This window comes from Hylemonella sp. GW821-FHT12C09, from assembly GCF_058807395.1.
This window is the reverse complement of sequence record NZ_JBXAQQ010000003.1, coordinates 1-26,136: the sequence shown is the minus strand read 5'-3', so window position 1 is coordinate 26,136 and position 26,136 is coordinate 1. Positions and strand designations below refer to the sequence as shown.

29 protein-coding genes and 1 pseudogene are annotated in these 26,136 nt (G+C 59.7%); 27 read left to right on the top strand and 3 right to left on the bottom strand.

The annotated features are described in order from the left end of the window. Positions 1-45: 45 nt before the first annotated feature. A pseudogene (locus AC1RRP_RS05995) lies at positions 46-305 on the bottom strand (IS701 family transposase); the annotation flags it as partial. A 321-nt stretch (positions 306-626) separates the two neighbouring features. On the opposite strand from AC1RRP_RS05995, the gene AC1RRP_RS05990 reads away from it, so the two are divergent. The 23 genes from AC1RRP_RS05990 (at position 627) to AC1RRP_RS05880 (ending at position 22,133) form a co-directional block, all read left to right on the top strand. Further along, positions 627-1,721 (top strand): hydrogenase small subunit, encoded by a 1,095-nt coding sequence (locus AC1RRP_RS05990; protein WP_322277002.1) that lies wholly within the window; start codon positions 627-629, stop codon positions 1,719-1,721. Between the two features lie 30 nt (positions 1,722-1,751). After that, a complete protein-coding gene (locus AC1RRP_RS05985; RefSeq protein ID WP_493034209.1) occupies positions 1,752-3,608 on the top strand; it encodes a nickel-dependent hydrogenase large subunit in 1,857 nt (618 codons plus the stop codon). A 46-nt stretch (positions 3,609-3,654) separates the two neighbouring features. Then, positions 3,655-4,251 carry a HupE/UreJ family protein gene (locus AC1RRP_RS05980; RefSeq protein ID WP_322277006.1) on the top strand — a complete coding sequence of 199 codons (597 nt, stop codon included), beginning with the start codon at positions 3,655-3,657 and terminating at the stop codon, positions 4,249-4,251. 82 nt (positions 4,252-4,333) lie between these two features. After that, positions 4,334-5,077, top strand: a complete 744-nt coding sequence (gene cybH / locus AC1RRP_RS05975) for a Ni/Fe-hydrogenase, b-type cytochrome subunit (RefSeq protein WP_322277008.1) — start codon at positions 4,334-4,336, stop codon at positions 5,075-5,077. 5 nt (positions 5,078-5,082) lie between these two features. After that, positions 5,083-5,430, top strand: coding sequence for a HigA family addiction module antitoxin (locus tag AC1RRP_RS05970; RefSeq protein ID WP_493034880.1), 348 nt, complete (start codon positions 5,083-5,085; stop codon positions 5,428-5,430). A gap of 15 nt (positions 5,431-5,445) precedes the next feature. Then, positions 5,446-6,117, top strand: coding sequence for a HyaD/HybD family hydrogenase maturation endopeptidase (locus tag AC1RRP_RS05965; RefSeq protein ID WP_322271667.1), 672 nt, complete (start codon positions 5,446-5,448; stop codon positions 6,115-6,117). A gap of 12 nt (positions 6,118-6,129) precedes the next feature. Further along, entirely contained in the window at positions 6,130-6,468 is a 339-nt protein-coding gene (locus AC1RRP_RS05960) for a HypC/HybG/HupF family hydrogenase formation chaperone (protein WP_322271665.1), read from the top strand. After that, on the top strand, positions 6,458-6,970 hold the full coding sequence (locus AC1RRP_RS05955) for a hydrogenase (RefSeq protein ID WP_493034206.1): 513 nt from the start codon (positions 6,458-6,460) through the stop codon (positions 6,968-6,970). Before AC1RRP_RS05960 ends, AC1RRP_RS05955 begins: the two co-directional genes overlap by 11 nt. 11 nt (positions 6,971-6,981) lie before the next feature. Further along, positions 6,982-7,860, top strand: a complete 879-nt coding sequence (locus AC1RRP_RS05950) for a hydrogenase expression/formation protein (protein WP_322271663.1) — start codon at positions 6,982-6,984, stop codon at positions 7,858-7,860. After that, complete coding sequence (locus AC1RRP_RS05945) at positions 7,857-8,093, top strand: rubredoxin (RefSeq protein ID WP_322271662.1); 237 nt, start codon at positions 7,857-7,859, stop codon at positions 8,091-8,093. The genes AC1RRP_RS05950 and AC1RRP_RS05945 overlap by 4 nt, the downstream gene beginning before the upstream one ends. A gap of 12 nt (positions 8,094-8,105) precedes the next feature. Further along, positions 8,106-8,711 (top strand): [NiFe]-hydrogenase assembly chaperone HybE, encoded by a 606-nt coding sequence (hybE, locus tag AC1RRP_RS05940; protein ID WP_322271661.1) that lies wholly within the window; start codon positions 8,106-8,108, stop codon positions 8,709-8,711. Positions 8,712-8,908: 197 nt separating this feature from the next. Beyond that, entirely contained in the window at positions 8,909-9,898 is a 990-nt protein-coding gene (locus tag AC1RRP_RS05935; protein WP_493034202.1) for a hypothetical protein, read from the top strand. Further along, positions 9,891-10,238 (top strand): hydrogenase maturation nickel metallochaperone HypA/HybF, encoded by a 348-nt coding sequence (locus AC1RRP_RS05930; protein WP_322271659.1) that lies wholly within the window; start codon positions 9,891-9,893, stop codon positions 10,236-10,238. Before AC1RRP_RS05935 ends, AC1RRP_RS05930 begins: the two co-directional genes overlap by 8 nt. 24 nt (positions 10,239-10,262) lie before the next feature. Then, positions 10,263-11,318, top strand: coding sequence for a hydrogenase nickel incorporation protein HypB (gene hypB / locus AC1RRP_RS05925; RefSeq protein WP_322271658.1), 1,056 nt, complete (start codon positions 10,263-10,265; stop codon positions 11,316-11,318). Then, a complete protein-coding gene (locus tag AC1RRP_RS05920; RefSeq protein WP_322271657.1) occupies positions 11,318-12,520 on the top strand; it encodes a Kae1-like domain-containing protein in 1,203 nt (400 codons plus the stop codon). The genes hypB and AC1RRP_RS05920 overlap by 1 nt, the downstream gene beginning before the upstream one ends. Beyond that, a complete protein-coding gene (locus AC1RRP_RS05915) occupies positions 12,481-12,726 on the top strand; it encodes a HypC/HybG/HupF family hydrogenase formation chaperone (RefSeq protein WP_322271656.1) in 246 nt (81 codons plus the stop codon). Before AC1RRP_RS05920 ends, AC1RRP_RS05915 begins: the two co-directional genes overlap by 40 nt. Next, complete coding sequence (gene hypD / locus AC1RRP_RS05910) at positions 12,723-13,868, top strand: hydrogenase formation protein HypD (protein WP_322271655.1); 1,146 nt, start codon at positions 12,723-12,725, stop codon at positions 13,866-13,868. Before AC1RRP_RS05915 ends, hypD begins: the two co-directional genes overlap by 4 nt. A gap of 5 nt (positions 13,869-13,873) precedes the next feature. Then, positions 13,874-14,929 (top strand): hydrogenase expression/formation protein HypE, encoded by a 1,056-nt coding sequence (gene hypE / locus AC1RRP_RS05905; protein ID WP_460488263.1) that lies wholly within the window; start codon positions 13,874-13,876, stop codon positions 14,927-14,929. Between the two features lie 4 nt (positions 14,930-14,933). Further along, positions 14,934-16,688 (top strand): enoyl-CoA hydratase-related protein, encoded by a 1,755-nt coding sequence (locus AC1RRP_RS05900; protein WP_322271652.1) that lies wholly within the window; start codon positions 14,934-14,936, stop codon positions 16,686-16,688. Next, a complete protein-coding gene (locus AC1RRP_RS05895; RefSeq protein WP_322271651.1) occupies positions 16,685-18,145 on the top strand; it encodes a sigma-54-dependent transcriptional regulator in 1,461 nt (486 codons plus the stop codon). Before AC1RRP_RS05900 ends, AC1RRP_RS05895 begins: the two co-directional genes overlap by 4 nt. 2 nt (positions 18,146-18,147) lie before the next feature. Beyond that, positions 18,148-19,173, top strand: coding sequence for an NADH-quinone oxidoreductase subunit B family protein (locus tag AC1RRP_RS05890; protein ID WP_322271650.1), 1,026 nt, complete (start codon positions 18,148-18,150; stop codon positions 19,171-19,173). 10 nt (positions 19,174-19,183) lie between these two features. Beyond that, the gene (locus AC1RRP_RS05885) at positions 19,184-20,641 is read left to right on the top strand and encodes a nickel-dependent hydrogenase large subunit (RefSeq protein WP_322271649.1); all 1,458 of its coding nucleotides are present in this window, start codon (positions 19,184-19,186) and stop codon (positions 20,639-20,641) included. 220 nt (positions 20,642-20,861) lie between these two features. Then, the gene (locus AC1RRP_RS05880) at positions 20,862-22,133 is read left to right on the top strand and encodes a TonB-dependent receptor plug domain-containing protein (protein WP_322271648.1); all 1,272 of its coding nucleotides are present in this window, start codon (positions 20,862-20,864) and stop codon (positions 22,131-22,133) included. Here the strand turns inward: AC1RRP_RS05880 and AC1RRP_RS05875 are convergent. Beyond that, positions 22,120-22,392, bottom strand: a complete 273-nt coding sequence (locus tag AC1RRP_RS05875) for a hypothetical protein (RefSeq protein WP_322271646.1) — start codon at positions 22,390-22,392, stop codon at positions 22,120-22,122. The genes AC1RRP_RS05880 and AC1RRP_RS05875 overlap by 14 nt on opposite strands. 374 nt (positions 22,393-22,766) lie before the next feature. After that, complete coding sequence (locus AC1RRP_RS05870) at positions 22,767-22,979, bottom strand: hypothetical protein (protein ID WP_322271645.1); 213 nt, start codon at positions 22,977-22,979, stop codon at positions 22,767-22,769. Between the two features lie 109 nt (positions 22,980-23,088). On the opposite strand from AC1RRP_RS05870, the gene AC1RRP_RS05865 reads away from it, so the two are divergent. The 4 genes from AC1RRP_RS05865 to AC1RRP_RS05850 all read left to right on the top strand — a co-directional run bounded on the left by AC1RRP_RS05865 (position 23,089) and on the right by AC1RRP_RS05850 (position 26,095). After that, positions 23,089-23,403, top strand: coding sequence for a hypothetical protein (locus AC1RRP_RS05865; RefSeq protein WP_322271644.1), 315 nt, complete (start codon positions 23,089-23,091; stop codon positions 23,401-23,403). A gap of 92 nt (positions 23,404-23,495) precedes the next feature. Beyond that, positions 23,496-23,708: a hypothetical protein gene (locus tag AC1RRP_RS05860; protein ID WP_493034192.1), complete on the top strand. Its 213-nt coding sequence runs from the start codon at positions 23,496-23,498 to the stop codon at positions 23,706-23,708. 521 nt (positions 23,709-24,229) lie between these two features. Continuing rightward, positions 24,230-25,282 (top strand): zonular occludens toxin domain-containing protein, encoded by a 1,053-nt coding sequence (locus AC1RRP_RS05855; protein WP_493034191.1) that lies wholly within the window; start codon positions 24,230-24,232, stop codon positions 25,280-25,282. A 222-nt stretch (positions 25,283-25,504) separates the two neighbouring features. Next, the gene (locus tag AC1RRP_RS05850; RefSeq protein WP_493034189.1) at positions 25,505-26,095 is read left to right on the top strand and encodes a rolling circle replication-associated protein; all 591 of its coding nucleotides are present in this window, start codon (positions 25,505-25,507) and stop codon (positions 26,093-26,095) included. Positions 26,096-26,136: the final 41 nt, after the last annotated feature.

The window sequence follows — 26,136 nt, the reverse complement described above, 5'->3', positions numbered from 1 at the left end:
AGGGCGACGCCCAGTTGGAGGCGCAATGTCATGATCGAGTTTGATACGTGACGCTGCGCGCGCTGAACTTCCCCGAGGGACGTAATTCTTGGGAACAGCAGGTACCTAGCGTTTGATGAGGTTTTTTTACCGCTGGCATCGCTGCCAGCCTTCAGTCGCGGTGCCATCAAGAAGCCGTACGCGGCAATGCTCAGACTGGCGTGGTGATTCATCCCCGCCAGCCCGTCCCTCGTGTCGTGGTGACCCAGCCCCAGATCCTGCTTCAAGTCCTGGTAATCGCGCTCAATGCGCCAGCGCATGTGCGCGGTGGTGTCAAGAAACTCCTCTACGTTACCAGTTAGACGATGAACCATGGACTGAACACACGCCTTGCAAAAGCAATCGGCAGCTGGAAGCTGATCTTCCATGAGTGCGAATACGGCCTGACAGACCTAACTTCCCGAGATTAATCTTTTCAATAAAAACAACTACTTAGAGATGCGAATATGGGTATTCCCTTGAACCGTCCATGTTGGCGCGTGACTTGCAGTACATCGTAGGCCCGCCCTCAATGGGTTGGCACCTCCCTGAACGCCTTGGGCCGCGGGGGCCGACCAAGATCAAAAAGCAACTGGAGACATGCCACGATGGAAACTTTTTACGAGGTGATGCGCCGCCAAGGCATATCCCGCCGCAGTTTTTTGAAATATTGTTCCCTGACCGCTACGTCATTGGGTCTCGGGCCGGCTTTTGTGCCGCAAATTGCGCACGCTATGGAAAACAAGCCGCGCACGCCTGTTCTCTGGCTGCATGGGCTGGAGTGTACGTGCTGCTCTGAATCTTTCATTCGCTCGGCGCATCCACTGGCCAAGGATGTCGTGCTATCCATGATTTCTCTGGACTATGACGACACATTGATGGCTGCTGCCGGCCACCAGGCAGAAGCCATCCTTGAGGAGATCATGGTCAAGTACAAGGGCAACTATATCCTCGCAGTGGAGGGTAACCCGCCGCTGAACCAGGATGGCATGAGCTGCATCATTGGTGGCAAGCCCTTTATCGAGCAGTTGAAGCATGTGGCCAAAGACGCGAAGGCGATCATCTCCTGGGGCTCATGTGCCTCATGGGGGTGTGTGCAGGCGGCCAAGCCCAACCCGACACAGGCCACGCCAGTTCACAAGGTGATCTTTGACAAGCCCATCATCAAGGTGCCAGGTTGCCCGCCGATTGCCGAGGTGATGACGGGGGTCATCACCTACATGTTGACATTTGACCGAATTCCAGAACTGGACCGTCAAGGCCGTCCGAAGATGTTCTACAGCCAGCGCATTCACGACAAATGTTACCGTCGTTCGCATTTCGACGCAGGCCAGTTTGTCGAGGCCTGGGACGACGAGTCGGCGCGCAAGGGCTACTGTCTATATAAGATGGGATGCAAAGGTCCAACAACCTACAACGCTTGCTCTACGGTTCAATGGAATGAGGGAACCAGCTTCCCCATCAAGGCGGGCCACGGCTGTATCGGATGTTCGGAAGATGGCTTCTGGGACAAGGGCTCGTTCTACAACCGCCTGACTGACATCAACCAGTTTGGCATTGAGGCCAATGCCGACAAGGTCGGCGGTGCGGCAGCAGCAGTCGTAGGTGCGGCAGCGGTCGCCCACGCGGCAGTTTCGGCCATCAAGCGTGCCACCCAAAAACCAGACACCCGTCAAAGTGAGTCAGCTTCTGCTGATCGCTAAGGCACAACACAAGACAAAAAAGGAAGCAACATGGGTGCATACGAAACGCAAGGTTTCAAGATGGACAACACGGGTCGCCGCATCGTGGTCGATCCGGTTACACGCATCGAGGGCCATATGCGCTGCGAGGTCAATCTCGACAGCAATAACGTGATCCGCAACGCAGTCTCTACGGGGACGATGTGGCGTGGGCTGGAAGTGATTCTTAAGGGGCGTGACCCCCGCGACGCTTGGGCATTCGTGGAGCGGATCTGTGGCGTCTGCACGGGCTGTCATGCGCTGACTTCAGTGCGCGCCGTGGAGGACGCGCTGGGCATCGTGATTCCGAAAAATGCCTACTTGATCCGCGAGATCATGGCCAAGACGCTGCAGGTGCACGATCACGCTGTGCATTTCTATCATCTGCATGCTCTGGACTGGGTGGACGTGGTGTCGGCTCTGAAGGCTGACCCGAAGAAAACCTCTAAACTGCAGCAGACAGTTTCACCAAGCCATCCTCTGTCGTCGCCCGGTTACTTCCGTGACGTCCAGAATCGTCTCAAGAAGTTCGTGGAAAGTGGGCAACTCGGGCCCTTCATGAACGGCTACTGGGGCTCCAAAGCCTATGTTTTGCCGCCCGAAGCCAACTTGATGGCCGTGACGCACTACCTCGAAGCACTGGACTTGCAGAAGGAATGGGTCAAGATCCATACCATCTTCGGCGGCAAAAATCCGCACCCGAACTATCTCGTGGGCGGCATGCCCTGTGCGATCAACATCGACAAGGATGGCGCGGCCGGTGCTCCGGTCAACATGGAGCGCCTGAATTTTGTTGAAGCCCGCATCAAGGAAATGATCGAGTTCAATAATAATGTCTATATCCCCGACGTATTAGCCATTGGCACCCTCTACAAGCAAGCAGGGTGGCTCTACGGCGGCGGCTTGTCTGCCACCAATGTAATGGACTACGGCACCTATGAAAAGATCATGGGCGACCACAGCACGCAGAAACTTCCCGGCGGCGTGATTCTGGATGGCAACTGGGACAAGATTCACCCCATCGACCCCCGCGATCCAGAGCAGGTGCAAGAATTTGTGCCGCACAGCTGGTACAAATACGCCGATGAGTCCAAGGGTCTGCATCCTTGGGATGGCGTGACAGAACCCAACTACGTGTTGGGTGACAAGACCAAGGGAACACGGACTGACATCAAGGAAATTGACGAGAGCGCCAAGTACTCCTGGATCAAGTCCCCGCGTTGGCGCGGGCGTTCCGTGGAAGTGGGGCCCTTGGCGCGCTACATCCTGGGCTACGCCCATGCATCGCAGGGAAATAAGTACGCCCAGCGCGTCAAGGAGCAGGTGGACCAGTCTGCCATGATGATCAACTCAGGCATACCCAAGGCATTGGGCATACCCGAAACGCGATACACCGTCAAACAGCTGATGCCCACCACCATTGGCCGCACGCTGGCGCGGGCGCTAGAGTCGCAGTACTGCGCTGAAATGATGTATGACGATTTCAAGGAGATGGTCGCGAACATCAAATCGGGGGATACCGCTACGGCCAACGTCGAAAAGTGGGATCCGGCCACTTGGCCGAAGGAAGCCAAGGGTGTGGGTACGGTCGCGGCCCCGCGTGGCGCCCTGGGTCACTGGATCAAGATCAAGGATGGCCGCATTGAGAACTATCAGTGCGTGGTACCTACCACCTGGAATGGCAGCCCGCGCGACAACAAGGGCCAGATCGGCGCGTTCGAAGCCAGCCTGATGAACACGCCCATGGTGAACCCCGAGCAACCGGTGGAAATTTTGCGAACGTTGCACTCGTTCGATCCCTGCCTGGCGTGCTCCACCCATGTCATGAGCCCCGAGGGTCAAGAACTCACCAGCGTGAAAGTGCGTTGAGCGCACCGCTTGCAATCCGTTCTGTTTTCATAGGAGACATTTCAAAGTGAAAAAAATCAACTTTTTGCGGTCTATAGCGACGGCGGCCATGATGGCGACGATAGCTTCAGCACAGGCGCATACCGGGCATGGCACCAGCAGCCTTTTTGAAGGCCTGGTCCATCCCTTTGGCCTGGATCATCTGCTGGCCATGGTTGCCGTTGGCGTGTGGTCGGTCAAGGCCCTTCCCGCCAATAAAGCTTGGTGGGGGCCATCGGCATTTATGCTGGCCTTGATGCTCGGAGCAGTGGCGGGCGCGATGGGTGTGACCGTGCCGTATCTTGAACACGCGGTATCTCTGAGTGTGATGCTGTTTGGGGTCATGCTGGTGTTCGCTCGCGTGCAAATGCCTATTGCCGCAGGACTGTGCCTGGTCGCTGTGGCCGCGTCACTGCACGGCTTAGCGCACGGCTCAGAAGCACCAGAGAGTGGCTTTGCGGGTTACGCCACTGGCTTTCTTCTTGCAACGGCCGCTCTGCACATTGGTGGCATGGCAATCGGTCTTGGCATTCGACGCTATCTCGCCAACAAGGCGGCCTGGGTTTTGGGCGGCCTGGGTGCTTGCTACGGCGGCGCAGGTGCCTACCTGCTGAGCCAACTTTGATTCGATCCTGATGCGCGCCGTGGGCTGCATCGAATGCAGACCACGCGTTGCCCCACAAACCTAGCCAGCAGGAGATTGATTAATGAGCAAGACAAGCACGTCGGCCAGTGCCGCCGACTTTCACAGGCCCACAGAAACAGACGAGGAAGCCGTCGCTCATGCCTTATCGATCAAGTCGGTTTACGTCTTCGAGGCCCCGGTGCGCATCTGGCACTGGATTAATGCCTTGGCGATTACTGTGCTTGCCGTTACCGGCTATTTCATCGGCTCGCCGCTGCCAACGCAGCCGGGTGAGGCCAGTGCCAACTATCTGATGGGCTACATCCGTTTCGCGCACTTTGCTGCTGGTTACATGCTGGCAGTGGGTCTGCTGGGGCGGATTTATTGGGCGGTGGCTGGGAACAGCCATGCCCGTGAATTGTTCTCGGTGCCCATCTTTCAACGTGTCTATTGGCGAGAAGTCTTGGGCATGATGAAGTGGTACGCGTTTCTTAGCCCGCGTCCCGGCCGTTATGTGGGACACAACCCCTTGGCCCGGTTTGCCATGTTCTTCATGTTCCTGCTGACGGCACTGTTCATGGTGGTGACAGGTTTTGCCCTCTATGGCGAAGGTGCGCAAGCTGGCTCCTGGGCCGACCGCGTCTTCGGCTGGGTGATTCCGCTGTTCGGTCAGTCGCAAGATGTGCATACATGGCATCACTTGGGCATGTGGAGCCTGATCGTTTTTATCATCGTGCATGTGTATGCAGCGATCCGCGAGGACATCATGGGCCGCTCCAGCGTGGTTAGCACGATGATTTCCGGCCACCGCACGTTCAAGGATTGATCATCGTGGAAGCCGCGTGGCGTCAATTACCGGTATCAAAGGGTGTCCCATCCGGTGTGCCGCCACGCGCACCTTGGCACCCAGGGCGCTTTTTGAGCCGTAATTACCTGGCGCCCTTGGGCCTGTCACAGACAGAGGCCGCCCGCCTTTTGGGTGTTTCCCGTCGCCGCCTGCATGAACTTGTGCAGGGCCAGCGCGATATGACCCCAGACACCGCCATCCGCTGCGCGTTGGTGTTTCGCTCAGACACCAATTTTTGGCTGGCTCTGCAAGCCGCCTGGGACAGTTTCCATGCCTGGAAACAACTGCGCTCCCAACTGGACGATCAGCCCAGCATTCGTCACCCCTTTTGAAGGAATGATTCAAGCATGAGCACCAGTTTGCCTCAAACGGCCTGTCACCACCCTGGTGACAGGCCCGAAACCATTTGCGTGCTGGGCATCGGCAACGTTCTGTGGGCCGATGAAGGGTTTGGTGTGCGATGCATCCAGGCACTGCAAAGCCGCTACGAATTTGCGCCCCACGTTCAACTGATTGATGGTGGTACACAGGGTCTGTATCTGATCCAACATGTGCAGGATGCGTCACGGTTGCTCATATTCGATGCCATTGACTATGGCTTGGAACCAGGCACCTTGAAAACGGTGGAAGACGATGAAGTTCCCCGCTTCATGGGGGCCAAAAAAATGAGCTTGCACCAGACTGGTTTTCAAGAGGTTCTGATGCTGGCGCAACTGACTGAAAAATTCCCGCACGCTGTTTTGTTGATCGGCTGCCAGCCGGAGGAACTTGACGACTATGGCGGCAGCCTGCGGCCCTGTGTGAAGCGCGCCATGGAAGATGCCTTGGCTTTGGGTGTGGATGCGTTGCGCCGCTGGGGTGCTCAGCCGATTCCGCGCACCCGACCGCTTACTGAGCGCGAGACGGTGTCATTCGCCCAACTTGACTTGGCACTTTATGAAGGCCAACGTCCCGACGAGGCGCTGGCTTGCCGGGTTGGCGACGAGCGCTTTTTTCCTCCCTCCGCGATTCCAGTCTGAAGGCCAAACACCATGTGTATCGGTATTCCCATGCAAGTTGTCGCCGTCGAACCAGGTCATGCCCGGTGCACCGGCCGTGGTGACCTGCGCCGCGTGAACACAGCTCTGGTGGGCGCGGTAGCGCTCGATGAATGGCTTCTCATTTTTATCGACAGCGCGCAAGAGCGCATCAGTATTGAGCGAGCACAGGAAATCAATGCCACGCTTGACCTTATGGAAGCTGCGCTTCATGGCGAGAGCCACGATATCAGTGTGGGCTTTGCATTGCCTTCGGCCATGAGCCTGGAACAGATTCTGGCGCTGTCCGGTACGCATCAACAACAACCTTTGGAGACGTCTCTTGAACACTGAAACCGTTGACGCTGTGGGCAGCGAAGCCCTTGTAAAACTGCCCGTTCAACCACCTCGATCGGCACCAGAAACCTCACCCTTGATTGAACGCCTGGTCACTGTTCACGGCGCAACCTGGGTTGATGAAACCAGCATTGATGCGTGGGCGGCCGAAGGCGGTGACCGCGTCGTGCTATTTGCCGGTGACCCGGTGCAGTTTCCGGAAGGTCTGGATGTCGCCGTGGTTTTGCCAGAATTGCAACGCTGTTTCCCCGGACGCTTCAAAGTGGCCGTGGTGCCGCGCCAGTTGGAGCAGGCTTTGGCGCTACGGTACGGATCGCAACGCTGGCCCACGCTTTTATTTCTGCGCGATGGCCAGTACGTCACTACACTGTGCGGCATGCACGACTGGGACGAGTATGTACAAGAGATGGCCAGGGCCTTGGCCATGCCCGTGTCTCGTGCGCCAACGATTGGCATTCCCGTGGTCAACGCCGCCGCGTCTGGCACTTCCTGTCACTAATAAGGTGTGTGATGAAAGACTTTCCCATTCCTGTCGTCAGTATCGGTCCCGGCAGCCAAGTCGAGGATGAAATTCTGGATTACATGCCTATGCCGCAGGGCATGGAAACCTTCCGCCCCCCCGCGTTACCTGAGCCCGAAGAAATTGCGGCACGCGTAGGTGCGCATGTCGCTCTGCGCGAGGCATTAGCGCTGCTTGAGGAAGTTCGCCACGGCGGCCCCAATCGCAGCGTTGATTTGGGCCATTTGTCGCTGCCCGATCTGAAGCTAATCAATCAGGTGCTCGGTGAAGGCGAAGTCAGCGCAATAGTCAAAGGCACAGACACCGGCACGGGGCAGTCTCAGGTTGAGTTGAGCGTGCAGGAGTCGGTCTTTGCCGGTGTCTGGCGCGTCATACAGTCCGTCAACGGTGCTGTGGCAGCAGACACTCTGGAACTGGGCGCTGTACCTGAGGTACTCAAGACTGCCGCTCAGCAGGACGTCTGGCCCACCGTGCCACGCTGGCAGGGCGCATTGCCCCCCAATGTGCAGAATGCACCTTCACTACTGGCCGAGATTGAGGAGCAGTGGCGCACTTGGCGGCCGGGCCAGCCCCCGCACGTGGTGAACCTCACATTGCTGCCCATGTCCAATGAAGACATCGGTTTTCTCGACCATCATCTGGGCACAGGCCGGGTCTTGATTCTCTCGCGGGGGTATGGCAACTGTCGCATCACGAACACCTGCACACCCAATTGCTGGCGCGTGGTCTACTACAACTCGCAAGACTTGGTAATCCTCAACACCGTTGAGGTCACCGGGATACCGGAGGTGGCACTGGCCGCACCTGAAGATTTGCACGATTCCTATGAACGCCTCAAGGAAGTGCTTGAATGGGTGGAGCACGCATGATCTCCTCCAGCGGGCCCCGCTTTGAAGGCAGTTACCTTGGCAACAGTGCGCAGTTGCCTGCTGCCGCCCGGCTGGAGTGCAAGATTTGCTGGTGGGTCTATGACCCAGCGCAGGGCGATCCAGTGTGGCAGGTGAATCCGGGCACCGCGTTTAGCGACCTGCCTGCCCACTGGCGCTGCCCCGTGTGCGATGGGGACGCCGATCAGTTCATGGTGTTGGTGGACGCCACCTGAGCGTATTTGCACATGGGCGCCATCACACCCGCAACGCTAACGCCCCGCATCGACGCGTTGACGGCCTTGTTCGAGAACGTGGGCCGGACGCGCATGGCGGGTGTGCCAATTTTGAACCCGGCACTACGTGTTGAGGCTCTGGGCTTTGAACTGTGCGAGACTGTTGTAGCCCATTCAGCCCCTGTAGCGGCTCCAACGCCAGCCGGCGCCTTGGCCCAAGCCAGCGAAAAGGTGAGTGCAGTAGGCATCCTGATTACCCCATGGTTTATGAACCTGGTCTGGCTCCCTTTGGAGCGCATCGATCAGCCAGGTACGGCAGGGAGCAGTCGCTCCCACCGTGTTGGGGTCAAAAATTTTGATTTCATCGCGAGCTATGAACCCACTTTTGGCAGTTACGAAGCCTGTTCGCTCTTTTCACCCATGTTCGAATTCACTGACCATGCGGCGGCGTGTGCCACAGCCCAAGCGGTTTTGGCGGAGTTGCGCCAACCACCGGCTCCAGCTCCGGTCACGGCTGCCCCGGCCAAAGAGGCCGTAGCACAGGCCAAACCATCCGACCTGGCGGCGCGCCGGACCTTCCTTTTTGGTCGTCGACCGTCCTCCGGGAGTACGGTATGAGCTTGTTGCGATCGGATGACCTTGCTGGGGTGCTGCGTGTAACGCCAGGCCAGCCGCGCCCGCACAATTTGATTAGTACCCGACGCGACTGGGCTGCCCTGCTCACCCGTGGGGTGCCGGCAGCCTCATTACCGACCAGGCTTGGTAGCCTTTTTAGCCTGTGCGGTCATGCACACCGGCTATGCGCGGAGATGGCAGTGGCTGCGGCCCAAAGCCTAGCGCCCGCTGCTGGGACGACCGCTGCCAAAGACCTGCAACGGGAAACCCTGCGCGAACATGTGCGCCGCATTGGGCTGGATTGGCCGGCGCAACTGGCGTCCACGCTTGCATACGATCAAGTCAGGCTGCAAGCCCATACTGCATTGCAACTGTGCCCAGTATTTGGCGCAGAGGCACCACCGCCGTCGGGTGCATCGCACAATGAGCCGTGGCATGGCCTTCAGCATTGGTTGTCTGTGCATGTGCTTGGCTTGCCTGCGCAAGAATGGTTAACGCATTGGGAAAAAAGCCCGGCGGCATGGTTGCGTTCATGGAGCGAGGGCACCGAACTCTGGCTGCCACGGCTGTTGCGTCAGGCCCGAGCGCTGGTAGACAAAGTGACGCCCGCAGCATCATTTTTGCGCGTGCATGCCAGCGCGACTGATTTGAGGGTGCTGGCCGACTCCTTGCACCGGGAGCCCGGCTTTAGCCGCCAACCGTTGTGGCGCGCCGAGTGTGCTGAAACCGGGCCTTGGACGCGCTTGCACCAGACCCGACCTGAGTTGATCAACACCCCATGGCTACGCCTGGGTTCGCGCCTGGCAGAGTTGGTGCGCCTCGCGTTGGCCGACGAACCTGCACGCAGTGGCGCGCAATGGCTGGCGGTGGGCAGCATGACATCAGCCTCGCTGACCGGAATGGCTTGGGTCGAAATGGCTCGTGGCCTGCTGGTTCACCATGTTCAACTTGACGGTACGGGCCACGATGCACGGGTGGTGTCGTGTCAAGTGCTTGCCCCAACAGAATGGAATTTCCACCCCCACGGCGCAGTCGCGCAAGCCCTTGAATACCTGCACCCTTCCACCAACCCAGATGTTTACCGCGAGGTCAATCTTCTCCTGAGCGCCTACGATCCCTGTGTGAAACATGAATTCTTTACTCAACCGAGCGGGCTCGCCAATCAATCACCGGAGGGTTTCCATGCATGAGGCCAGTCTGGCGGGGGGTATTCTCAAACTGGTGGAAGACGCCGCGGTTCGCGAAGGGTTTCACCGCGTCACCCTGCTTCGGCTCGAAGCGGGACAACTTGCTGGTGTCGAAGCACGTGCCCTGCGGTTCGCGCTCGAGGCATTGGCGCCAGGAACCTGCCTGCAGGATGCTCGCTTTGACATTGACGAGCCGCCCGGCCAAGCTTGGTGCATGCCCTGCAGTGAGTCGGTCATGATCGGGCAACGTGGCGACGCTTGCCCGGTTTGTGGCCGCTACCAGCTTCAACCCACGGGTGGCACTGAGCTGCGCGTGGTGGATATGCTGGTGGAAGATAACTGACATGACAAACAAGGAGATAACAAGATGTGTGTAATTTGCGGTTGCGCCACCTCAGGCACGGTAATTGCGCATGATGGCGCACATGGGCATTCTCATGGCCACGGGCATAACGGCGGCCATCCCCATGAGCACGGCCATGGCCACGCCCACGAGCATGGACAAGGCCGGCCACCTGAACAAGACCATGCCCATGTCCATGTTGACCCTCGTAACGGTGACTTGCATTTCGGTGCAGGTGCGGCTCGGGTTTCGGTGCCCGGCATGAGCCAGGCACGCGCCATCAAGCTGGAAACAGACATTCTGGGTGAGAACAACCGGATTGCCAGTCAAAACCGTCATCACTTCAAGGCACACGGAGTCACCGCCTTGAATTTGGTCTCCAGCCCCGGCTCAGGAAAAACCACCTTGCTTTGCGCGACCATCGAAGCGTTGAAAGTCCGGCAGCCGGGCTTGCGCGTGGCCGTGATCGAGGGCGACCAGCAAACCAGTCTTGATGCTGACCGCATCCGCGCCACCGGCGCACCGGCCGTACAAATCAACACCGGCAAGGGCTGCCACCTTGACGCATCCATGGTGTCACAAGCTTTTGCGCAATTGCATCAGCACCCTGATGCAGGCAACCATGACCACAACCACTCGCATGCAGACGCACACAGCATGCTGTTCATTGAGAACGTTGGCAACCTGGTGTGCCCCGCCATCTGGGACTTGGGTGAAGCTGCCAAGGTGGCTATTTTGTCGGTGACCGAAGGCGAAGACAAGCCGCTCAAATACCCCGACATGTTTGCCGCGTCGCAGTTGATGGTGCTCAACAAAATCGACCTGCTGCCGCATGTGCGTTTCGACGTGCAGCGTTGCATTGAACTCGCGCGTCGCGTCAATCCGACCATCGAGATACTGCAGTTGTCGGCGACCACCGGAGAAGGGATGGACGCATGGCTGAGCTGGCTGGGTGCTGCCATGATGCCGGCGGACGAAAACGACGTGTTGCGTCAACGCATGGCCTATCTGGAAGCCGAGCTGGCCCGGTTGCGCAGCGCCGGTGCCGAGCAACAAACCCACAACCCGACACCCGCGTGATGCATGGCAACTTGCCCACGGTGCTGGCCTGTGGTGCGTGGCTCAAAAATACCGCGTGCTTGCTCTCGCCAGGCAGGCTGCAGTGGTCGGCGCTGCACGGTGACTTGAGCCATCCCGACGCGTGCCGGGCGCTGGAGCTTTCCGCCCGTTCACTGCTGCGCCACGCGCAGCGTCCAGTGGCGGCGGTGGCCCATGATCTGCATCCCGATTTTTACAGCACCCGCTTGGGCCTTAGCCTGGCGCATGAACTAGGCGTGCCCGCCATCGGTGTGCAGCACCACCATGCGCATATCGCGGCAGTGATGGCTGAACATGCTCTGCAGGAACCCGTTATCGGTCTTGCGCTGGATGGTGTCGGCCTCGGTACAGACGGCAAAGCCTGGGGCGGAGAACTCTTGTGGGTGGCGCCAGGTGACTGGCGGCGCCTGGGCCATCTTTGGCCGCTGGCGCTGCCTGGGGGTGACGTAGCGGCGCGCGAACCCTGGCGCATGGCGGCCTCTGCGCTGCACGCGTTGGGCCACACCCAGGAAATAGGTCAACGGTTCGCGCCGGTGGTGGGCGATGTTGCCGCCCGCATGGTTCAGCGAATGCTGGAGCGCGGCATAAACTGCCCATCTACCAGCAGCACTGGTCGCTGGTTTGACGCTGCCGCCGGAGCCCTGGGCCTTAGCGTTCGCCAGACTCATGAGGCCGAGGCCGCGATCGCGCTGGAGCAAAAGGCTCAAGTCTGGCTGAGCCAAAACGATCCGCCAACCGTCCGGCACGGTGTGGACACACTCTGCCTGGAACGACTCGACATTCGTACGCTGCTGGAGCCACTTCTGGTCACGCCCGCTGATCTTCCAGATGTGCCAGCGGCTGCGGCCTGGTTCCATCTTGCACTGGCAGATGCGCTGGCCGACTGGGCCGCGCTGGCCGCAAAACAAACGGGCGCGCACACCGTGTGCTTGGGCGGGGGATGTTTTTTGAACGCCGTGCTCACGCGCCGCGTTACATCCAGCCTGCAGCAGCGCGGCATGAGTGTGCACATGCCGCGAACTCAATCATGTGGCGATGCCGGGCTCGCACTGGGTCAGGCCTGGGTCGCGGCGCATGGCGTTGCCGCCCCTGCGCACACGCCAACGAATGTTCGCCCTATTCAACAAGAAATCGAAAGTCTGTCATGTGTCTTGCCATTCCAGCCAAACTCGTCGAGCTGCTAGCCAACGACCAAGCCGTCGTTGACCTCGGAGGCATTCGCAAGGAAATCTCCATTGCGCTTGTGCCCGGCGTCGCCGTAGGCGACTACGTGATCGTTCACGTGGGCCACGCCATCGGGCGCATTGATCCGGAGGAAGCCGAACGCACACTCGCACTGTTTGGCGAGATGGCCGTGCACGCAAACCAGCCGCAGGAAGCAACCCCATGAAATACATCGACGAGTTCCGAGACGGCGATATTGCCCGCAAGATTGCAGAGCGCCTTGCTGCTGAAGTGAAGCCCGGCAAGTGCTACAGCTTCATGGAATTCTGCGGCGGCCACACCCATGCGATATCGCGATACGGTGTCGCCGAACTTCTTCCGCCAAACGTGCGCATGGTTCACGGACCAGGCTGCCCAGTATGTGTGTTACCGATTGGCCGCATTGACCTGGCCATAGAACTGGCGCTGGAGCGCAACGCTATCGTCTGTACCTATGGCGACACCATGCGTGTGCCGGCATCCAATGGCCTGTCACTGGTGAAGGCCAAGGCGCGTGGTGGCGACATCCGTATGGTGTATTCCGCCGCCGATGCATTGACCATCGCGCTCCAGAACCCTGAGCGTGAGGTGGTATTTTTTGCGATTGGGTTCGAGACCACCACGCCACCCACCGCACTGGTCATTCGTGACGCACAGCGCCAGGGCCTGGAAAATTTCACCGTATTGAGCTGCCATGTGCTCACGCCCTCGGCCATCACGCACATCCTGGAATCGCCTGAAGTGCGTCAATTTGGCACGGTACCGCTTGATGGTTTCATCGGTCCGGCGCATGTGAGCATCGTCATTGGTTCAGGACCCTATGAACATTTTGCGCAGGAGTACCGCAAGCCGGTTGTGATTGCGGGATTCGAGCCACTTGATGTGATGCAGGCGGTGTTGATGCTGGTGCGCCAGGTCAACGAGGGGCGTTACGAAGTCGAAAACGAGTTTACGCGCGCGGTTGACCGCGACGGCAACCGCAATGCCCAAGCACTGGTCTCGGAAGTGTTTGAGCTGCGCGCCAGCTTCGAATGGCGCGGCTTGGGCGAGGTACCTTACAGTGCCTTGAAGATCCGGCCAGCCTTCGCCCAGTTTGATGCCGAGCGACGGTTTGCGCTCAATTACAAGCCAGTGGCGGACAACAAAGCTTGCGAATGCGGCGCTATTTTGCGCGGCGTAAAAAAGCCCACCGACTGCAAGATTTTTGGCACGGTGTGCACGCCGGAAAACCCGGTGGGCTCGTGCATGGTTTCCAGCGAAGGCGCCTGTGCTGCGCACTATTCGTATGGACGTTTTCGCGACATCGCCATCGTGGCAGAGGCAGCGTGAGCAACATGGTCAAAAGAAACTACATCCGTCCGCTTGATATCAAAAATGGCCGCATTGACATGGGCCACGGCGCAGGCGGGCGTGCTGCAGCCCAGCTGATTGAAGAGCTGTTTGTGGCCACACTGGACAACCCTTATTTGCGCCAGGGTGACGATAGTGCCTCGTTCGCAATTCCCGTGGGTGGGCGCATGGTGATGGCCACGGATGGCCACGTGGTGTCGCCCCTGTTTTTCCCGGGGGGTGATGTCGGTTGCCTGAGCGTGCATGGCACCATCAACGACGTAGCCATGTCGGGTGCGCAGCCTTTGTACTTGGCGGCCAGCTTCATCATTGAAGAAGGTTTTCCACTGGCCGAACTCAAACGCATCGTGGATAGCATGGCGGCGGCCTCGCGGGAGGCGGGCGTGCCGGTCATCACCGGCGACACCAAAGTGGTGGAGCGGGGCAAGGGCGATGGCGTGTTCATCAGCACCACGGGCGTTGGCGTGGTGGGGCCGGGGGTTGATATATCTGGGTCCAACGCGCGCTCAGGCGATGTCGTGCTGCTGTCGGGAACCATTGGTGACCACGGCGTGGCGGTGCTGTCGCAACGCGAGTCGCTTGAGTTCGCCACCACCATCACCTCAGACACTGCCGCTCTGCACACGCTTGTGGCGGCCATGCTGAGAGCGGCGCCAACAGCAGCGGGTTTGCGCGTGCTGCGCGACCCGACGCGCGGGGGTCTAGCCACCACGCTCAATGAAATCGCGGGGCAGTCCGGTGTGGGCATGGTGATCCAAGAGGCTGCTATACCGGTACTACCGCAGGTGGATGCAGCCTGTGAGCTGCTGGGCCTGGACCCTCTGTACATCGCCAACGAGGGAAAACTCGTCGCGATTTGCAGCCCGGACTGTGCCGATGCCATCTTGCTGGCCATGCGCGCCCATCCGTTGGGGGCGCAAGCGGTGCGCATTGGTGTCGTGACCGAGGACCCGCACCACTTTGTGCAAATGGACACCCGGTTTGGTGGACGTCGCGTAGTGGACTGGCTCAGCGGAGAGCAGTTGCCGCGCATCTGCTGACGCCATGCGCATTCTCTTGCTTTGCCACAGCTTCAACAGCCTTTCGCAACGGCTGTTTACGGCGTTGACGGCACTTGGGCACCAGTTGTCCGTGGAACTCGACATTTCGGACTCGGTGACCGAAGAGGCCTGCGCACTGTTCCAGCCTGAGTTACTGATCGCGCCGTTTCTTAAACGGCGCATTCCTGAAGCGGTCTGGCGTTCTGTGGTGTGCCTGGTGGTGCATCCCGGCCCACCTGGGGACCGTGGGCCCTCCGCGCTTGACTGGGCTGTGCTGGAGCAGGCGCCACAGTGGGGGGTCACCGTGTTGCAGGCCAACGCCGATTTCGATGCAGGCCCGGTTTGGGCTCACGCCAGTTTCGATATGCGTTCGGCCAGCAAGGGGAGCCTCTATCGGTCTGAAGTTACCCAGGCGGCTGTGGCGGCGGTCCTGCATGCTGTGGAGCGCTTTGGCGCTAGAGGCGGCCCGCTTGTGCCGTCGAAAGCCGTAGATGCCGCCAGCCAGGCGTCACTTTGCAACAACTGGCGCCCATCCATGCCGCAGGCGGCACGCCGCATCGATTGGGTGCGCCACGACACTTCCGAGATCCTGGCTCGGCTGCGCAGCGCCGACGGCCAACCGGGCGTCCAGGACGAGTTGTTTGGCCACCCGTGCCATTTATTTGATGCGCATCCTGCAACCGGAACTGCCCCGCAGGCGCTGGCGGGAGCCGCTGTGGGTGCCGTAGTGGCCCAGCGCGATGGTGCCCTGCTGCGGCGTACCGTGGATGGCGGCGTCTGGATTGGGCAGGTCCGCCTTGCACGGGGCTGCGGTGATGGGCCGGCTTTCAAGCTTCCGGCGACTCTGGCATTTGCGGCGGAGGCAGCCACGCTGCCGGTCTGGTCTGTACCGCTCGAACGCGCGGACGATGAATGGGCGGAGCTACGTTACCGTGAATTCGGGCCTGCGGGTGCTCGCGTGGGCTGTCTGTCGTTTGACTTTTACAACGGCGCCATGTCCACCGATCAGTGTTTACGCCTGCTTGCCGCTTTGCGGCAGGTGAAGCAGCGTGACACGCGCGTGCTGCTGTTACTCGGCGGGCGTGATTTTTTCAGCAATGGAATCCACCTGAACTGCATCGAGGCCGCGGCACATCGGCCCCAGAGCAGCGCAGCCGACGAGTCCTGGCGCAATATCAATGCGATGGATGATCTAGCCAAAGAACTCATTGAAACCACAGACCGGCTCACGGTGTCGGTGCTGCGCGGCAATGCCGGGGCGGGCGGCGTGTTTCTGGCATTGACGGCCGACGAGGTGTGGGCACACAACGGCGCGGTGCTGAACCCCCACTACCGCAACATGGGCAACCTCTACGGTTCAGAATACTGGACTTATTTGCTTCCCAAACGCGTCGGGCCTGAGCGCGCACACAAGATCATGACGTCGCGCATGCCCCTCTCGGCTGTTGATGCGCAGCGTTTGGGTCTTGTGGACCGCTGCACGGACACAGCCCCCGACGCCTTTGAACACGAGGTCATTCAACCCGCCCTGGCAATGGCGGGCGCCTGCAATTTGAAGAGTAGGATATTGCAAAAACAAAAGACCCGCGCTGATGCCGAGGCAACCCGGCCACTAGCTGACTACCGCAAAGAAGAATTGTCCCGCATGTACAGAAATTTCTACGGCTTCGACCCTAGCTTCCACGTGGCACGCTACCACTTTGTACACAAGCTGCCCCATGCTTGGACACCACGTCATCTGGCCGTTCACCGTCCATGAACCCAACTGATTCATTGCCGACGGTTCTGGTAGTCGATGACGAAGTGCGTTCGCAGGATGCGATGCGCCGCACGCTTGACGAAGACTTCGCTGTTTATACCGCGAGCGATGCCGACGAGGCCCGCGAGAGGCTGGAACGCACCGACATTAGCGTGATACTGTGTGATCAGCGCATGCCCGGATTGACCGGCGTTCTCTTCCTGAAGGAAGTGCGTGAGCGTTGGCCTGACACGGTGCGCATCGTGATCTCGGGCTACACCGACTCCGAAGACATCATTGCCGGTATCAACGAAGCGGGTATTTACCAATACATCCTCAAACCCTGGATACCCGACCACCTGTTGGCCACCGTGCGCAATGCCGTAGAGGCACAGACGCTGCAGCGCGACACCAACCGATTGCACCTCGAATTGCGCACAAGTACTCCGGTGCTGCGTCAGCGCGCTACAGCAAAACTGTCGCGCGCGCGCAGCATCTTCGATTTCGACCGCATTGAGCGTGCGCCCGGCAGCCCTCTTGACGCCGTCTGCGATGTGGCGGTACGCGTGGCGCGCCACGACCTAAGCTTGCTAATTCTGGGTGAATCCGGCACCGGAAAAGAGTTGCTGGCACGTGCCGTGCACTATGCCAGCCCACGCGCAGGCGGCGCCTTCGTGGTTGAAAACTGCGCCGCCATTCCCGACACACTGCTCGAGTCCGAGCTGTTCGGCCACAAGCGTGGAGCGTTTACGGGCGCCTATGAAGATCACCCTGGACTGTTCCAGCGGGCCAGCGGCGGCACCATTTTTCTTGATGAAATTGGAGAAACCTCGCCAGCGTTTCAGGTGCGGCTTCTGCGCGTGTTGCAAGAGCGTGAGGTTCGTCCCGTCGGCGCTGCGCATGCAGTGCCAGTGGATGTGCGCGTGGTCGCAGCCACCCACCGCGACCTGGAGCAACGTGTGCGTGAGGGCCTGTTTCGCGAAGACCTTTTCTACCGTATCGCGGGCGTCTCGATCACCGTGCCGCCGTTGCGTGAACGCGCGGGTGACATCACGCCAATTGCGCGCCGTCTTGTGCGTGAAGTGGGCGCCGAACTCGGCCGCCCGGAGGCGACACTCAGTGATGAGGCACTGGCCTGCTTGATGGGCTACCCCTGGCCGGGCAATATCCGTGAACTGCGCAACGAAATTGCGCGCGCCGTGGCGCTCAGTGATAACAATGTCGTAGCTGCCCCTGCTTTTTCATCGCGTGTGCTGCACGGCCAAGCGGGCCTAGCCACGGCCAACCAGGCAGGGGCTCAGGCCGTAGCCCTGCCGCACAGTGGCACCCTGAGCGAGCGGTTGGATGCCATCGAGGCCATGGTGCTGCGGGAGACCCTGCTGCGCCACCGCTGGAACAAAACACGCGCCGCCAAGGAGTTGGGTTTGTCGCGCGTGGGTTTGCGGGGCAAGATGGCCCGCTTCGGATTGGAGGGGTGATCATGGCGAATTCGACATTACCCCAAATAGCCCTCAATGTACTGTGGCTTCAGTCTGGCGGGTGCGGCGGCTGCAGCATGTCGCTGCTGTGTGCTGACACCACTGATTTTCATGGTCAATTGCGCGACGCGGGCATTCACCTGATGTGGCACCCCTCCCTCTCGCTGGAAAGCGGCCATGAACTGATCAACATACTCAACGAGATCGTGGCAGGACGCCTGCGGCTTGATGCCCTGTGTATTGAAGGTTCTTTACTGCGCGGACCCCATGGAACGGGTCGCTTTCATGTGTTGGCAGGCACGGACATTCCGATGATCCATTGGGTTGAGCGACTTGCCAAGCAAGCACGGTATGTCGTGGCGGTGGGCAGTTGCGCGGCCTGGGGCGGCGTGACCGCTGGCGGCGTCAATCCAACCGACGCTTGCGGCCTACAGTATGAAGATGCCCGCTTGGGCGGTCTGCTGGGGGCTGAGTTTCGCTCAACCAGTGGCCTGCCGGTAATCAACATCGCGGGCTGCCCCACCCACCCTAGCTGGGTGATCGACAGCCTGATGGCGTTAGCCGCCACAACCTTTGGCAAAGGTGATCTCGACACACTTGGCCGTCCGCGTTTTTACGCAGACCAACTAGTGCACCACGGTTGTACACGCAACGAGTATTACGAATACAAGGCCAGCGCTGAAAAGCCATCTGACCTGGGCTGCATGATGGAACACATGGGTTGCAAGGGCACGCAGGTGCACGCCGACTGCAACACCCGGCTGTGGAATGGTGACGGCTCCTGCACGCGCGGCGGCTATGCCTGCATCGCCTGCACCGAGCCGGGTTTCCAGGAGCCTGGCCATCCTTTCCACGAAACACCCAAGTTCGCCGGTATTCCGATTGGCCTGCCCACCGACATGCCCAAGGCCTGGTTCGTGGCGCTGGCCTCGCTGTCCAAATCCGCCACGCCCCGGCGCGTCAAGCTCAACGCCGTGGCCGACCATCTAGTGGTGGCGCCGGTGGCACGAAAAACTCGCCTGAAATGATCAATCTGCCATGACCCGCTTACTCGTTGGCCCGTTCAACCGCGTCGAGGGCGACCTCGAAGTCACTCTTGATATTGAAGAGGGCCGGGTCACATCAGCGCACGTGAATGCCCCCATGTACCGGGGCTTCGAGCAGATATTGCAGGGCAAAAACCCGCATGATGCGTTGGTCTATGTGCCCCGCATCTGTGGCATTTGTTCGGTGTCTCAGTCGGTGGCTTGCGCGCGGGCACTGGCCAGCCTGGGCGGCATCTCGATGCCGCCCAATGGCCAGCACGTCACCAACGTGATTCTGGCTACTGAGAACCTGGCCGACCATCTGACGCATTTTTATTTATTCTTCATGCCCGACTTCACACGCCCTGTGTATGCGCTCCAGCCTTGGCATGCCGAGGCAGTACGTCGCTTCGCCGCGAACACCGGGGAGCAAACGCGCGTGGCAATAGCCGCACGTCAGCGCTGGCTCACGCTACTGGGCACGCTGGCGGGCAAGTGGCCGCATACGCAAAGCATTGAGCCCGGCGGTTCAACCCGCCCCATCGAGGTGGCTGAGCGCATACGCCTGTTGGCCAAGGTGCGTGAGTTTCGGAGTTTTTTGGAACGCCAGTTATTTGGGGCGCAACTCGAACAAATCGCTGCATTGGAAAGCGAAGAAGCGCTGTGGGCCTGGCATGCACAAGACCCCTGGGGTGGCGATTTCCGCCTTTTCCTCAGCATGGTGAAAGACTGCGGTCTGGACAGCCTCGGGGCAGGGCCTGGCCGCTATTTGAGCTTTGGGGCTTATCCGCAACCGCAAGGTGGTTTTGAGTTGGCGGGTGGCGTGTGGCATGCGGACACCGGTGCATTGTCTGTCCTTGACGTGAGCAGCATCACTGAGGATGCTACCCACGCCTGGCTGTCGGACGCGGCAGGACCACGGCACCCGCTGGACGGCATCACCCTGCCTGACATCAACAAAGTGGAGGCCTACACCTGGAACAAAGCGCCGCGCCTGGGAGGCGACGTGATTGAGACGGGTGCCATTGCGAGGCAATTAGCCAGCGCGCACCCCCTGATACTCGACGCCGTGAGTCGCCACGGCGGCACCGTCTACTCAAGGGTGCTCTCGCGACTGCTGGAGCTGGCACGCGTAGTGCCCATGATGGAGCGCTGGCTGCATCAATTGCAAGCCAATGAAGCCTATTGCGCGCCTACGCCAACGTTCACCGAAGGTGCGGGCGTGGGCCTGAGCGAAGCCGCGCGCGGCAGCCTGGGCCACTGGGTGGTGGCCAGCCGGGGCCGCATCGCCAACTACCAGATCGTGGCACCCACCACCTGGAACTTTTCGCCACGCGATGCCACAGGCACCCCTGGGGCGCTGGAGCAGGCGCTGGTTGGTGCACCGGTGCAGGACGGGGAAATCACGCCGGTGGCGGTGCAGCACATCGTGCGCTCGTTTGACCCCTGCATGGTGTGTACCGTGCATTGATTTTCTGCATGTGCCATGGAGCGCTTCGTTATCTCTATCGACGACAAGCTCGCCCACGCCTTTGACAACTGGATTACCGAGCCCAACGACACTCAAAGGCTCTTTCATGTTTCGAGTTACTGCGCTGTGTTCGCCCGTGCGTCAAGGTCTTTCATTCCTTGGTCGTGCAATGCTCGCTGTGGGGTTGTTGGGGCTGGGTGCAAGTGCCATCTGTGCCGGCGTGAACGAACTGCCGCAGGTTGTCATCACCGGCACGTCTGCGCCGGACGAAAAACCGCCCTCTGCGACCGAGGGTATCGTGCTGCGCGAGCAAATCGAACGTCGCTCATGGTCGCGTCCGGCCGAGGTGCTGGAATCGGTGCCCGGCTTGGTGGTCACCCAGCACACTGGCGATGGCAAGGCCAACCAATATTTTTTGCGTGGCTTCAACCTGGACCATGGCACCGACGTGAGCATTTCTGCGCTGGGCATGCCGGTGAACCAGCGCACCCATGCCCATGGCCAAGGGTACGCCGATCTCAACTTCCTGATCCCAGAACTGGTGGACAACTTGGTTTATCGCAAAGGGCCTTACCTGGCGCGTGACGGTGACTTCTCCACCGCGGGTGCGGTGGACATCGACTATGTGAATGAACTAGACCATTCGTTCGCAACCATCGGGGTCGGCTCCAAAGGTTACAAGCGCTTGCTGGTAGCGGGCTCATGGGGCCTGAAAAAGCCGGAAGACGATTCCGGGCATCTGCTGCTGGCAGCAGAGACAGCAGGGTATAACGGTCCCTGGTCAGTGCCTGAGGAACTCGCGAAACAAAATCTGTTCATGCGCTACAGCAAGGGCACGGCCGAGCAAGGCTGGCGCCTGACCGGTATGCTCTACCGAGCCAGCTGGACCGGCACAGACCAGATCCCCGAGCGTGCCGTTACGCAAGGCTTGATGGGGGAGTTCGATTCACGGGACGCCACCACGGGGGGTAAGACCAACCTGTCCGCCCTGATGTGGAACGCGCACGGCAGCAATGCCTGGGGGCCGTGGCAAGTCAATGCCTATGTGGCCGACTATGGGCTGGACCTGTATTCCAACTTCACCTACGCAACCAATGCGGCACAAGGCGACCAGTTTCGCCAATATGACCAGCGGACCAAGCTCGGCGGCGACCTTTCACAAACTTGGCGTTACCAGGCCCTGGGTGCCACCCAGAGCACCACCACCGGACTACAGGTCCGCCAGGACCGCATCGACTTGGGCCTGCAGCTGACTCAAGACCGCCAGGTCTATGACTCCGTGCGGCAGGACCAGGTGACAGAGGCCAGCGCCGCTGTGTTCATCGACCAAGCATCGCAGTGGACGCCCTGGCTGCGCACCCGCGTGGGCGCGCGCGCTGACCAGTTCAGCTTCAAGGTCCGTTCCGACTTGTCCGCCAACAGCGGCAGCACTAGCGCTCAAATTGTCTCACCCAAAGTGGCACTGACCCTGACCCCTATTAAAGTGATGTAATCCCGGCGCTTGCCTTCGCTACCTTTTTCCAGATTGCTGCGAATTCAGGATGCAACTCTCCCTCAATCTCGGCGAGAGTCTTTAGCGGTGGCAGTTTGGCCTGCGATGCCAGGAAAATAATTTCCGACGCATTCGGCTTGTGTTCCCCGGCGCTCAGCTTTGACAGCTTTTGGCCTGTTGCTCCCATTTCTTCCGCAAGCTCTTTCCTAGTTTTCCCGCTTCGCACGGCTGCCAGGGCAATCAATTCTGCGATTTCCATAGATAACTCCAATTTGCCAATTTGGGGATAGATAACCAAAATGGTTAGCATGGTTAGAAATAACCATTTCCCATCTTACTTCATGGAGCTACCTATGCAAGAAAAACCCGCTTTACGCGGCCCCCGGGGTGCAAACGATGCTGCCGCGCTGGTAGCTCAGCCGGTGGTGTCCGGCCCCGGGGTCTGCACCTCTTCAAATCTCGATTCCACCCGTACCCGCATCGTCAAGCGTGGTTGTGTCGTTGAGTTTCCCGGCGGTGCCACTGCTCGCGTCGCACGCGTCCGTGCCGGCCTTTTCTATACCGATGCACGTGTCCCTGGTACTGGCTTTCGCTTCCACCCCTGCCGCATTGTTCGGGTTATCGCATGAGCCGCTACCTGTCGGCCCTCATTGGTGGAAGCTTGGTTTCTTCGACCGGCGTCCTCAGCGACCGGATCGCCTCGACGATGCCTGAGTCCTTGATGCCGTCGCGTACCGCTGCCTTGATCACGAGGTACAGGACAAACATCGCCACGAGAAAAACTACGGCCTCGATGATCTGCGCCCGTATGGCCATGGCTGTCAGTTGTTGTTCTAACTGCTGCATCTTCATCCCTCCTTTTGGTTATCAGGGCGTACCCGTAAGCCCACTCGCGTGAGTTTACGGGTGCGCCTCTGCGTACCTATACCTCAACTCTGTCTTAAAGGTGATCCATATGAATTTCTCCAGCACCATTCAAGTCCTCAAGGTCGATACCCCCGAGGAAAAGACCGGTAAGGATGGCTCGAAGTACACCATCCGCACCGCACAGACTGCGCTGCTGACCGACGAGGGCAAGCTCGACAAGGTGGGCCGTCTGCGTATTCCTGATCGGCTCGCTGAGGTCGTCAAGGAGGGCGTTTTCCGGGCCTCCTTCGCTCTGGAAGTCGCTCAGTGGGGCCAGAACAAGGGCGACGTGATCGCCACGCTTACCGGCCTGATCCCCGTTCCGCGTGCTGCTGCGCCCCAGGGTGCCGCTAAGCCTGCGTGATTTCAGCCTGTACCCGGCCAGCGTTGTGAAACGTCGTCGGGTATGGGGTGCAATCCCGAATTTCTCGGGGACACCGCTTCAAGGAGTGTTTCATGTTCAAGAAAATCAATGCCCTGTTCTTCGCCCTGCTGTCGCTCATGCTGGGCCTGCTGTCCGGCCCGGCGCATGCCGCCATCGACGTCACCGCTGCCACTGCGGGCGTGGCCGATGCTCAGACGGCCGTCCTGGCTGTTCTGGCCGTGATGATCACCATGGCCGCTGCCATCTTCGGTGTGCGCAAGGTCCTGCGTCTGCTGGGTCGCTGACCCATGGGAACGGCAATCACTTGCGGCGGCGGGGGCTCCTGCACCCTCGTGATTGCCCCCTATCAGGCCACGGCGGACGACTACACCGCTGTGACCATGATCTGGGCGGCGGTAATGACTGCGGCTTGCATCATTTGGGGTGTTAAGCGCCTCTACAAACTTCTCTCTGCGAGGCAGGAATGAACCATGTTCGACGTCAACTTACTTGCCTTCTGCGTTGGGCTCTTCTTCTTGTCCTGGGTCTTGTTCAAGTAGCCCATGCGCAGGGAACCGCTACCGTCGATCAGTACTGCTTTAACAGTAACGCTGGTTCTTGTGCCGGTACTTGGCAGAGTTCACCCGCTGCCGCCTGTGCAGAGGGTGCGGCCTACTGGTACAACCAGAACAAGGCCGTTAATCCTCAGATTACCGCTTGCAGCATCAACGCTTGTAGCGGTAGGCTTGGTTTTCGGCGCGATGGTCGGGCGTCTCGCTGTTTGGACCGTTATGAACGGCTCAAAGCTTCTTTTCAGGGGTTAGCCATGATCTACCTTGTCACAGGCACACCGGGCGCAGGCAAATCGCTCTATGCCATTTCCACCCTCGTGCAAGAGTTGCTCAATCGGGTTCTCAAGCGTCACGGCAAGCCGGTGCAGCGTCGTCTGTTGGTGGATGGTGTCTCGGGCCTTGTGATCCCTCATGAAAAGCTCGCTCCGGGTGTTGAGGCCGATGACGGTACTTTGACGCCAAGCGAGGGCCAGGGCATTTGGAACTGGTGGGAGTGGTGTCAGCCCGGGGACGTTATCTTTGTCGATGAGGTGCAACGCTGGTTTCGTCCTCGCGGCATGGGGACCAAGGTTCCCCCCGAGATCAAGCACCTCGAAACGCACCGCCACCTGGGCGTGGATTTTGTTTTCGTCACGCAGAACCCTATGCTGCTCGATCAGAACATTCGTCGTCTGGTCTACCGCCACCAGCACATCCGCCGCCTTTGGGGTCTCCAGCGTGCTGCCATCTATGAGTGGGACGGCTGCGCGGAAAACGTCAAGTCAACCAAGGCCGCCACGATGACCCAGTGGGGTTATCCGAGGTCGGCCTATGCGCTCTACGAGTCCTCGGAGTTGCACACCAAGCCCAAGGTCAAAGTCCCTGTGTGGGCCTTGCTGCCGGTTCTCGCTGCGCTCGGCCTCGTTCTCGTCGCCCCCAAGGCTTTCAGCACCATGCAAGGCGCAATGACCGGCAAGGGCGTTTCAACTCTTACGGCCACCGCTCCAGCGTCTGCGCCTTCTCAGCCGCTCCCGCCTGTCGCCCCTGCCTTACCCCCTGTCGCGCCCGGTTTGAGCGTTCCTGTGGCCTCTGGTGAGGTCGTGAAGCCCTCCGGCTGCGTTGTCTACCCCGGTGGCCGCTGCAAGTGTTTCGATACTGAGGGCGGGAAGATGGATATGGATCTGGATCTCTGTCGGGATCTCGCGCAGCCAGGTCAAAAGGTGGTCGATGGTGCGGCCTTCTCCGAGCTTCCGCGTGCACAGGTCGTTTCGCCCGAGGAGATGGACCTCTACCAATTCATTGCTAAGCAAAGGGGACCCAAGTCGTGAGACTTAGGGGGCCAGCGTTACGGCTGCGAATGGCCCTCCCGGGCGGCTGCGCCATCGTCTCGGGTGAGGTGGGGGCCCGCCGCGCGCCGGCGCAGCCGGCGCAGGCGCGGCCCCTAAATTTATTCCTATAACACTTTGACGCATACAGGTTAAACGGCCAAAAAAAGACCCGGCAGGCTGGCAGGCCCCCGGGTCCGGTTCTGAAATTAGGAGTTTCAAAACGTGATTCGTATTATTGATGGTTTGGGGCGTTCAAGCAATGACCCCGGGTTTGATATTTCCACCGCTGTGGCCTTCCTTGGCCAGGGCTCGGACTCCTACAAGGTCAAGGCGTATGACCTCGGAAACGGCCAGATGGAAGCCACGGCAAGCCGCTGTATCGATTGGGTCGAGTGCGACTGGTCGCAGGGGACGATTCGGGACCACTTGGAGATGATCGCCCGTCATCGTGAGGAAAACTCCGATGAGATATTGCAGCGTCACGCGGAGATTTCAGCGCGCAGGGCACGCAAGCGCGTCAGGCATCTTTGCAAGGCCATGGGTACCGATTCCATGATCACTCTCACGTATCGCGCTCTGATGACCGATTTGGCCCTTTGCAAGCGCCATTTGAATGAGTTCAATCGACGCTTGAAGCGTCATCTCCCCGGTTTTCAGTGTGTGGCCGGCTACGAGAAGCAAAAGCGCGGTGCATGGCATGTCCACCTCGCTACGGCTGGCATTCCGCATTTCTTCATGGTGAGGAACAAGCTCGGCGTTCCCTGTAAGGTCAAGTCTTATGGGCTGCTGCCGGTTTCAAAGACACTTTGTTAAGGTGGTCGATGAAACCGGAGGTGGTGTATGGAAACGAGAAG

Bases quoted from the DNA above. Each gene is read 5' to 3' on its own strand.
- AC1RRP_RS05990 (WP_322277002.1), top strand. From the start codon at position 627: ATGGAAACTTTTTACGAGGTGATGCGCCGCCAAGGCATATCCCGCCGC.
- AC1RRP_RS05985 (WP_493034209.1), top strand. From the start codon at position 1,752: ATGGGTGCATACGAAACGCAAGGTTTCAAGATGGACAACACGGGTCGC.
- cybH (WP_322277008.1), top strand. From the start codon at position 4,334: ATGAGCAAGACAAGCACGTCGGCCAGTGCCGCCGACTTTCACAGGCCC.
- AC1RRP_RS05965 (WP_322271667.1), top strand. From the start codon at position 5,446: ATGAGCACCAGTTTGCCTCAAACGGCCTGTCACCACCCTGGTGACAGG.
- AC1RRP_RS05960 (WP_322271665.1), top strand. From the start codon at position 6,130: ATGTGTATCGGTATTCCCATGCAAGTTGTCGCCGTCGAACCAGGTCAT.
- AC1RRP_RS05950 (WP_322271663.1), top strand. From the start codon at position 6,982: ATGAAAGACTTTCCCATTCCTGTCGTCAGTATCGGTCCCGGCAGCCAA.
- AC1RRP_RS05945 (WP_322271662.1), top strand. From the start codon at position 7,857: ATGATCTCCTCCAGCGGGCCCCGCTTTGAAGGCAGTTACCTTGGCAAC.
- hybE (WP_322271661.1), top strand. From the start codon at position 8,106: ATGGGCGCCATCACACCCGCAACGCTAACGCCCCGCATCGACGCGTTG.
- AC1RRP_RS05930 (WP_322271659.1), top strand. From the start codon at position 9,891: ATGCATGAGGCCAGTCTGGCGGGGGGTATTCTCAAACTGGTGGAAGAC.
- hypB (WP_322271658.1), top strand. From the start codon at position 10,263: ATGTGTGTAATTTGCGGTTGCGCCACCTCAGGCACGGTAATTGCGCAT.
- AC1RRP_RS05920 (WP_322271657.1), top strand. From the start codon at position 11,318: ATGCATGGCAACTTGCCCACGGTGCTGGCCTGTGGTGCGTGGCTCAAA.
- AC1RRP_RS05915 (WP_322271656.1), top strand. From the start codon at position 12,481: ATGTGTCTTGCCATTCCAGCCAAACTCGTCGAGCTGCTAGCCAACGAC.
- hypD (WP_322271655.1), top strand. From the start codon at position 12,723: ATGAAATACATCGACGAGTTCCGAGACGGCGATATTGCCCGCAAGATT.
- hypE (WP_460488263.1), top strand. From the start codon at position 13,874: ATGGTCAAAAGAAACTACATCCGTCCGCTTGATATCAAAAATGGCCGC.
- AC1RRP_RS05900 (WP_322271652.1), top strand. From the start codon at position 14,934: ATGCGCATTCTCTTGCTTTGCCACAGCTTCAACAGCCTTTCGCAACGG.
- AC1RRP_RS05895 (WP_322271651.1), top strand. From the start codon at position 16,685: ATGAACCCAACTGATTCATTGCCGACGGTTCTGGTAGTCGATGACGAA.
- AC1RRP_RS05890 (WP_322271650.1), top strand. From the start codon at position 18,148: ATGGCGAATTCGACATTACCCCAAATAGCCCTCAATGTACTGTGGCTT.
- AC1RRP_RS05885 (WP_322271649.1), top strand. From the start codon at position 19,184: ATGACCCGCTTACTCGTTGGCCCGTTCAACCGCGTCGAGGGCGACCTC.
- AC1RRP_RS05875 (WP_322271646.1), bottom strand. From the start codon at position 22,392: ATGGAAATCGCAGAATTGATTGCCCTGGCAGCCGTGCGAAGCGGGAAA.
- AC1RRP_RS05870 (WP_322271645.1), bottom strand. From the start codon at position 22,979: ATGCAGCAGTTAGAACAACAACTGACAGCCATGGCCATACGGGCGCAG.
- AC1RRP_RS05865 (WP_322271644.1), top strand. From the start codon at position 23,089: ATGAATTTCTCCAGCACCATTCAAGTCCTCAAGGTCGATACCCCCGAG.
- AC1RRP_RS05860 (WP_493034192.1), top strand. From the start codon at position 23,496: ATGTTCAAGAAAATCAATGCCCTGTTCTTCGCCCTGCTGTCGCTCATG.
- AC1RRP_RS05855 (WP_493034191.1), top strand. From the start codon at position 24,230: ATGATCTACCTTGTCACAGGCACACCGGGCGCAGGCAAATCGCTCTAT.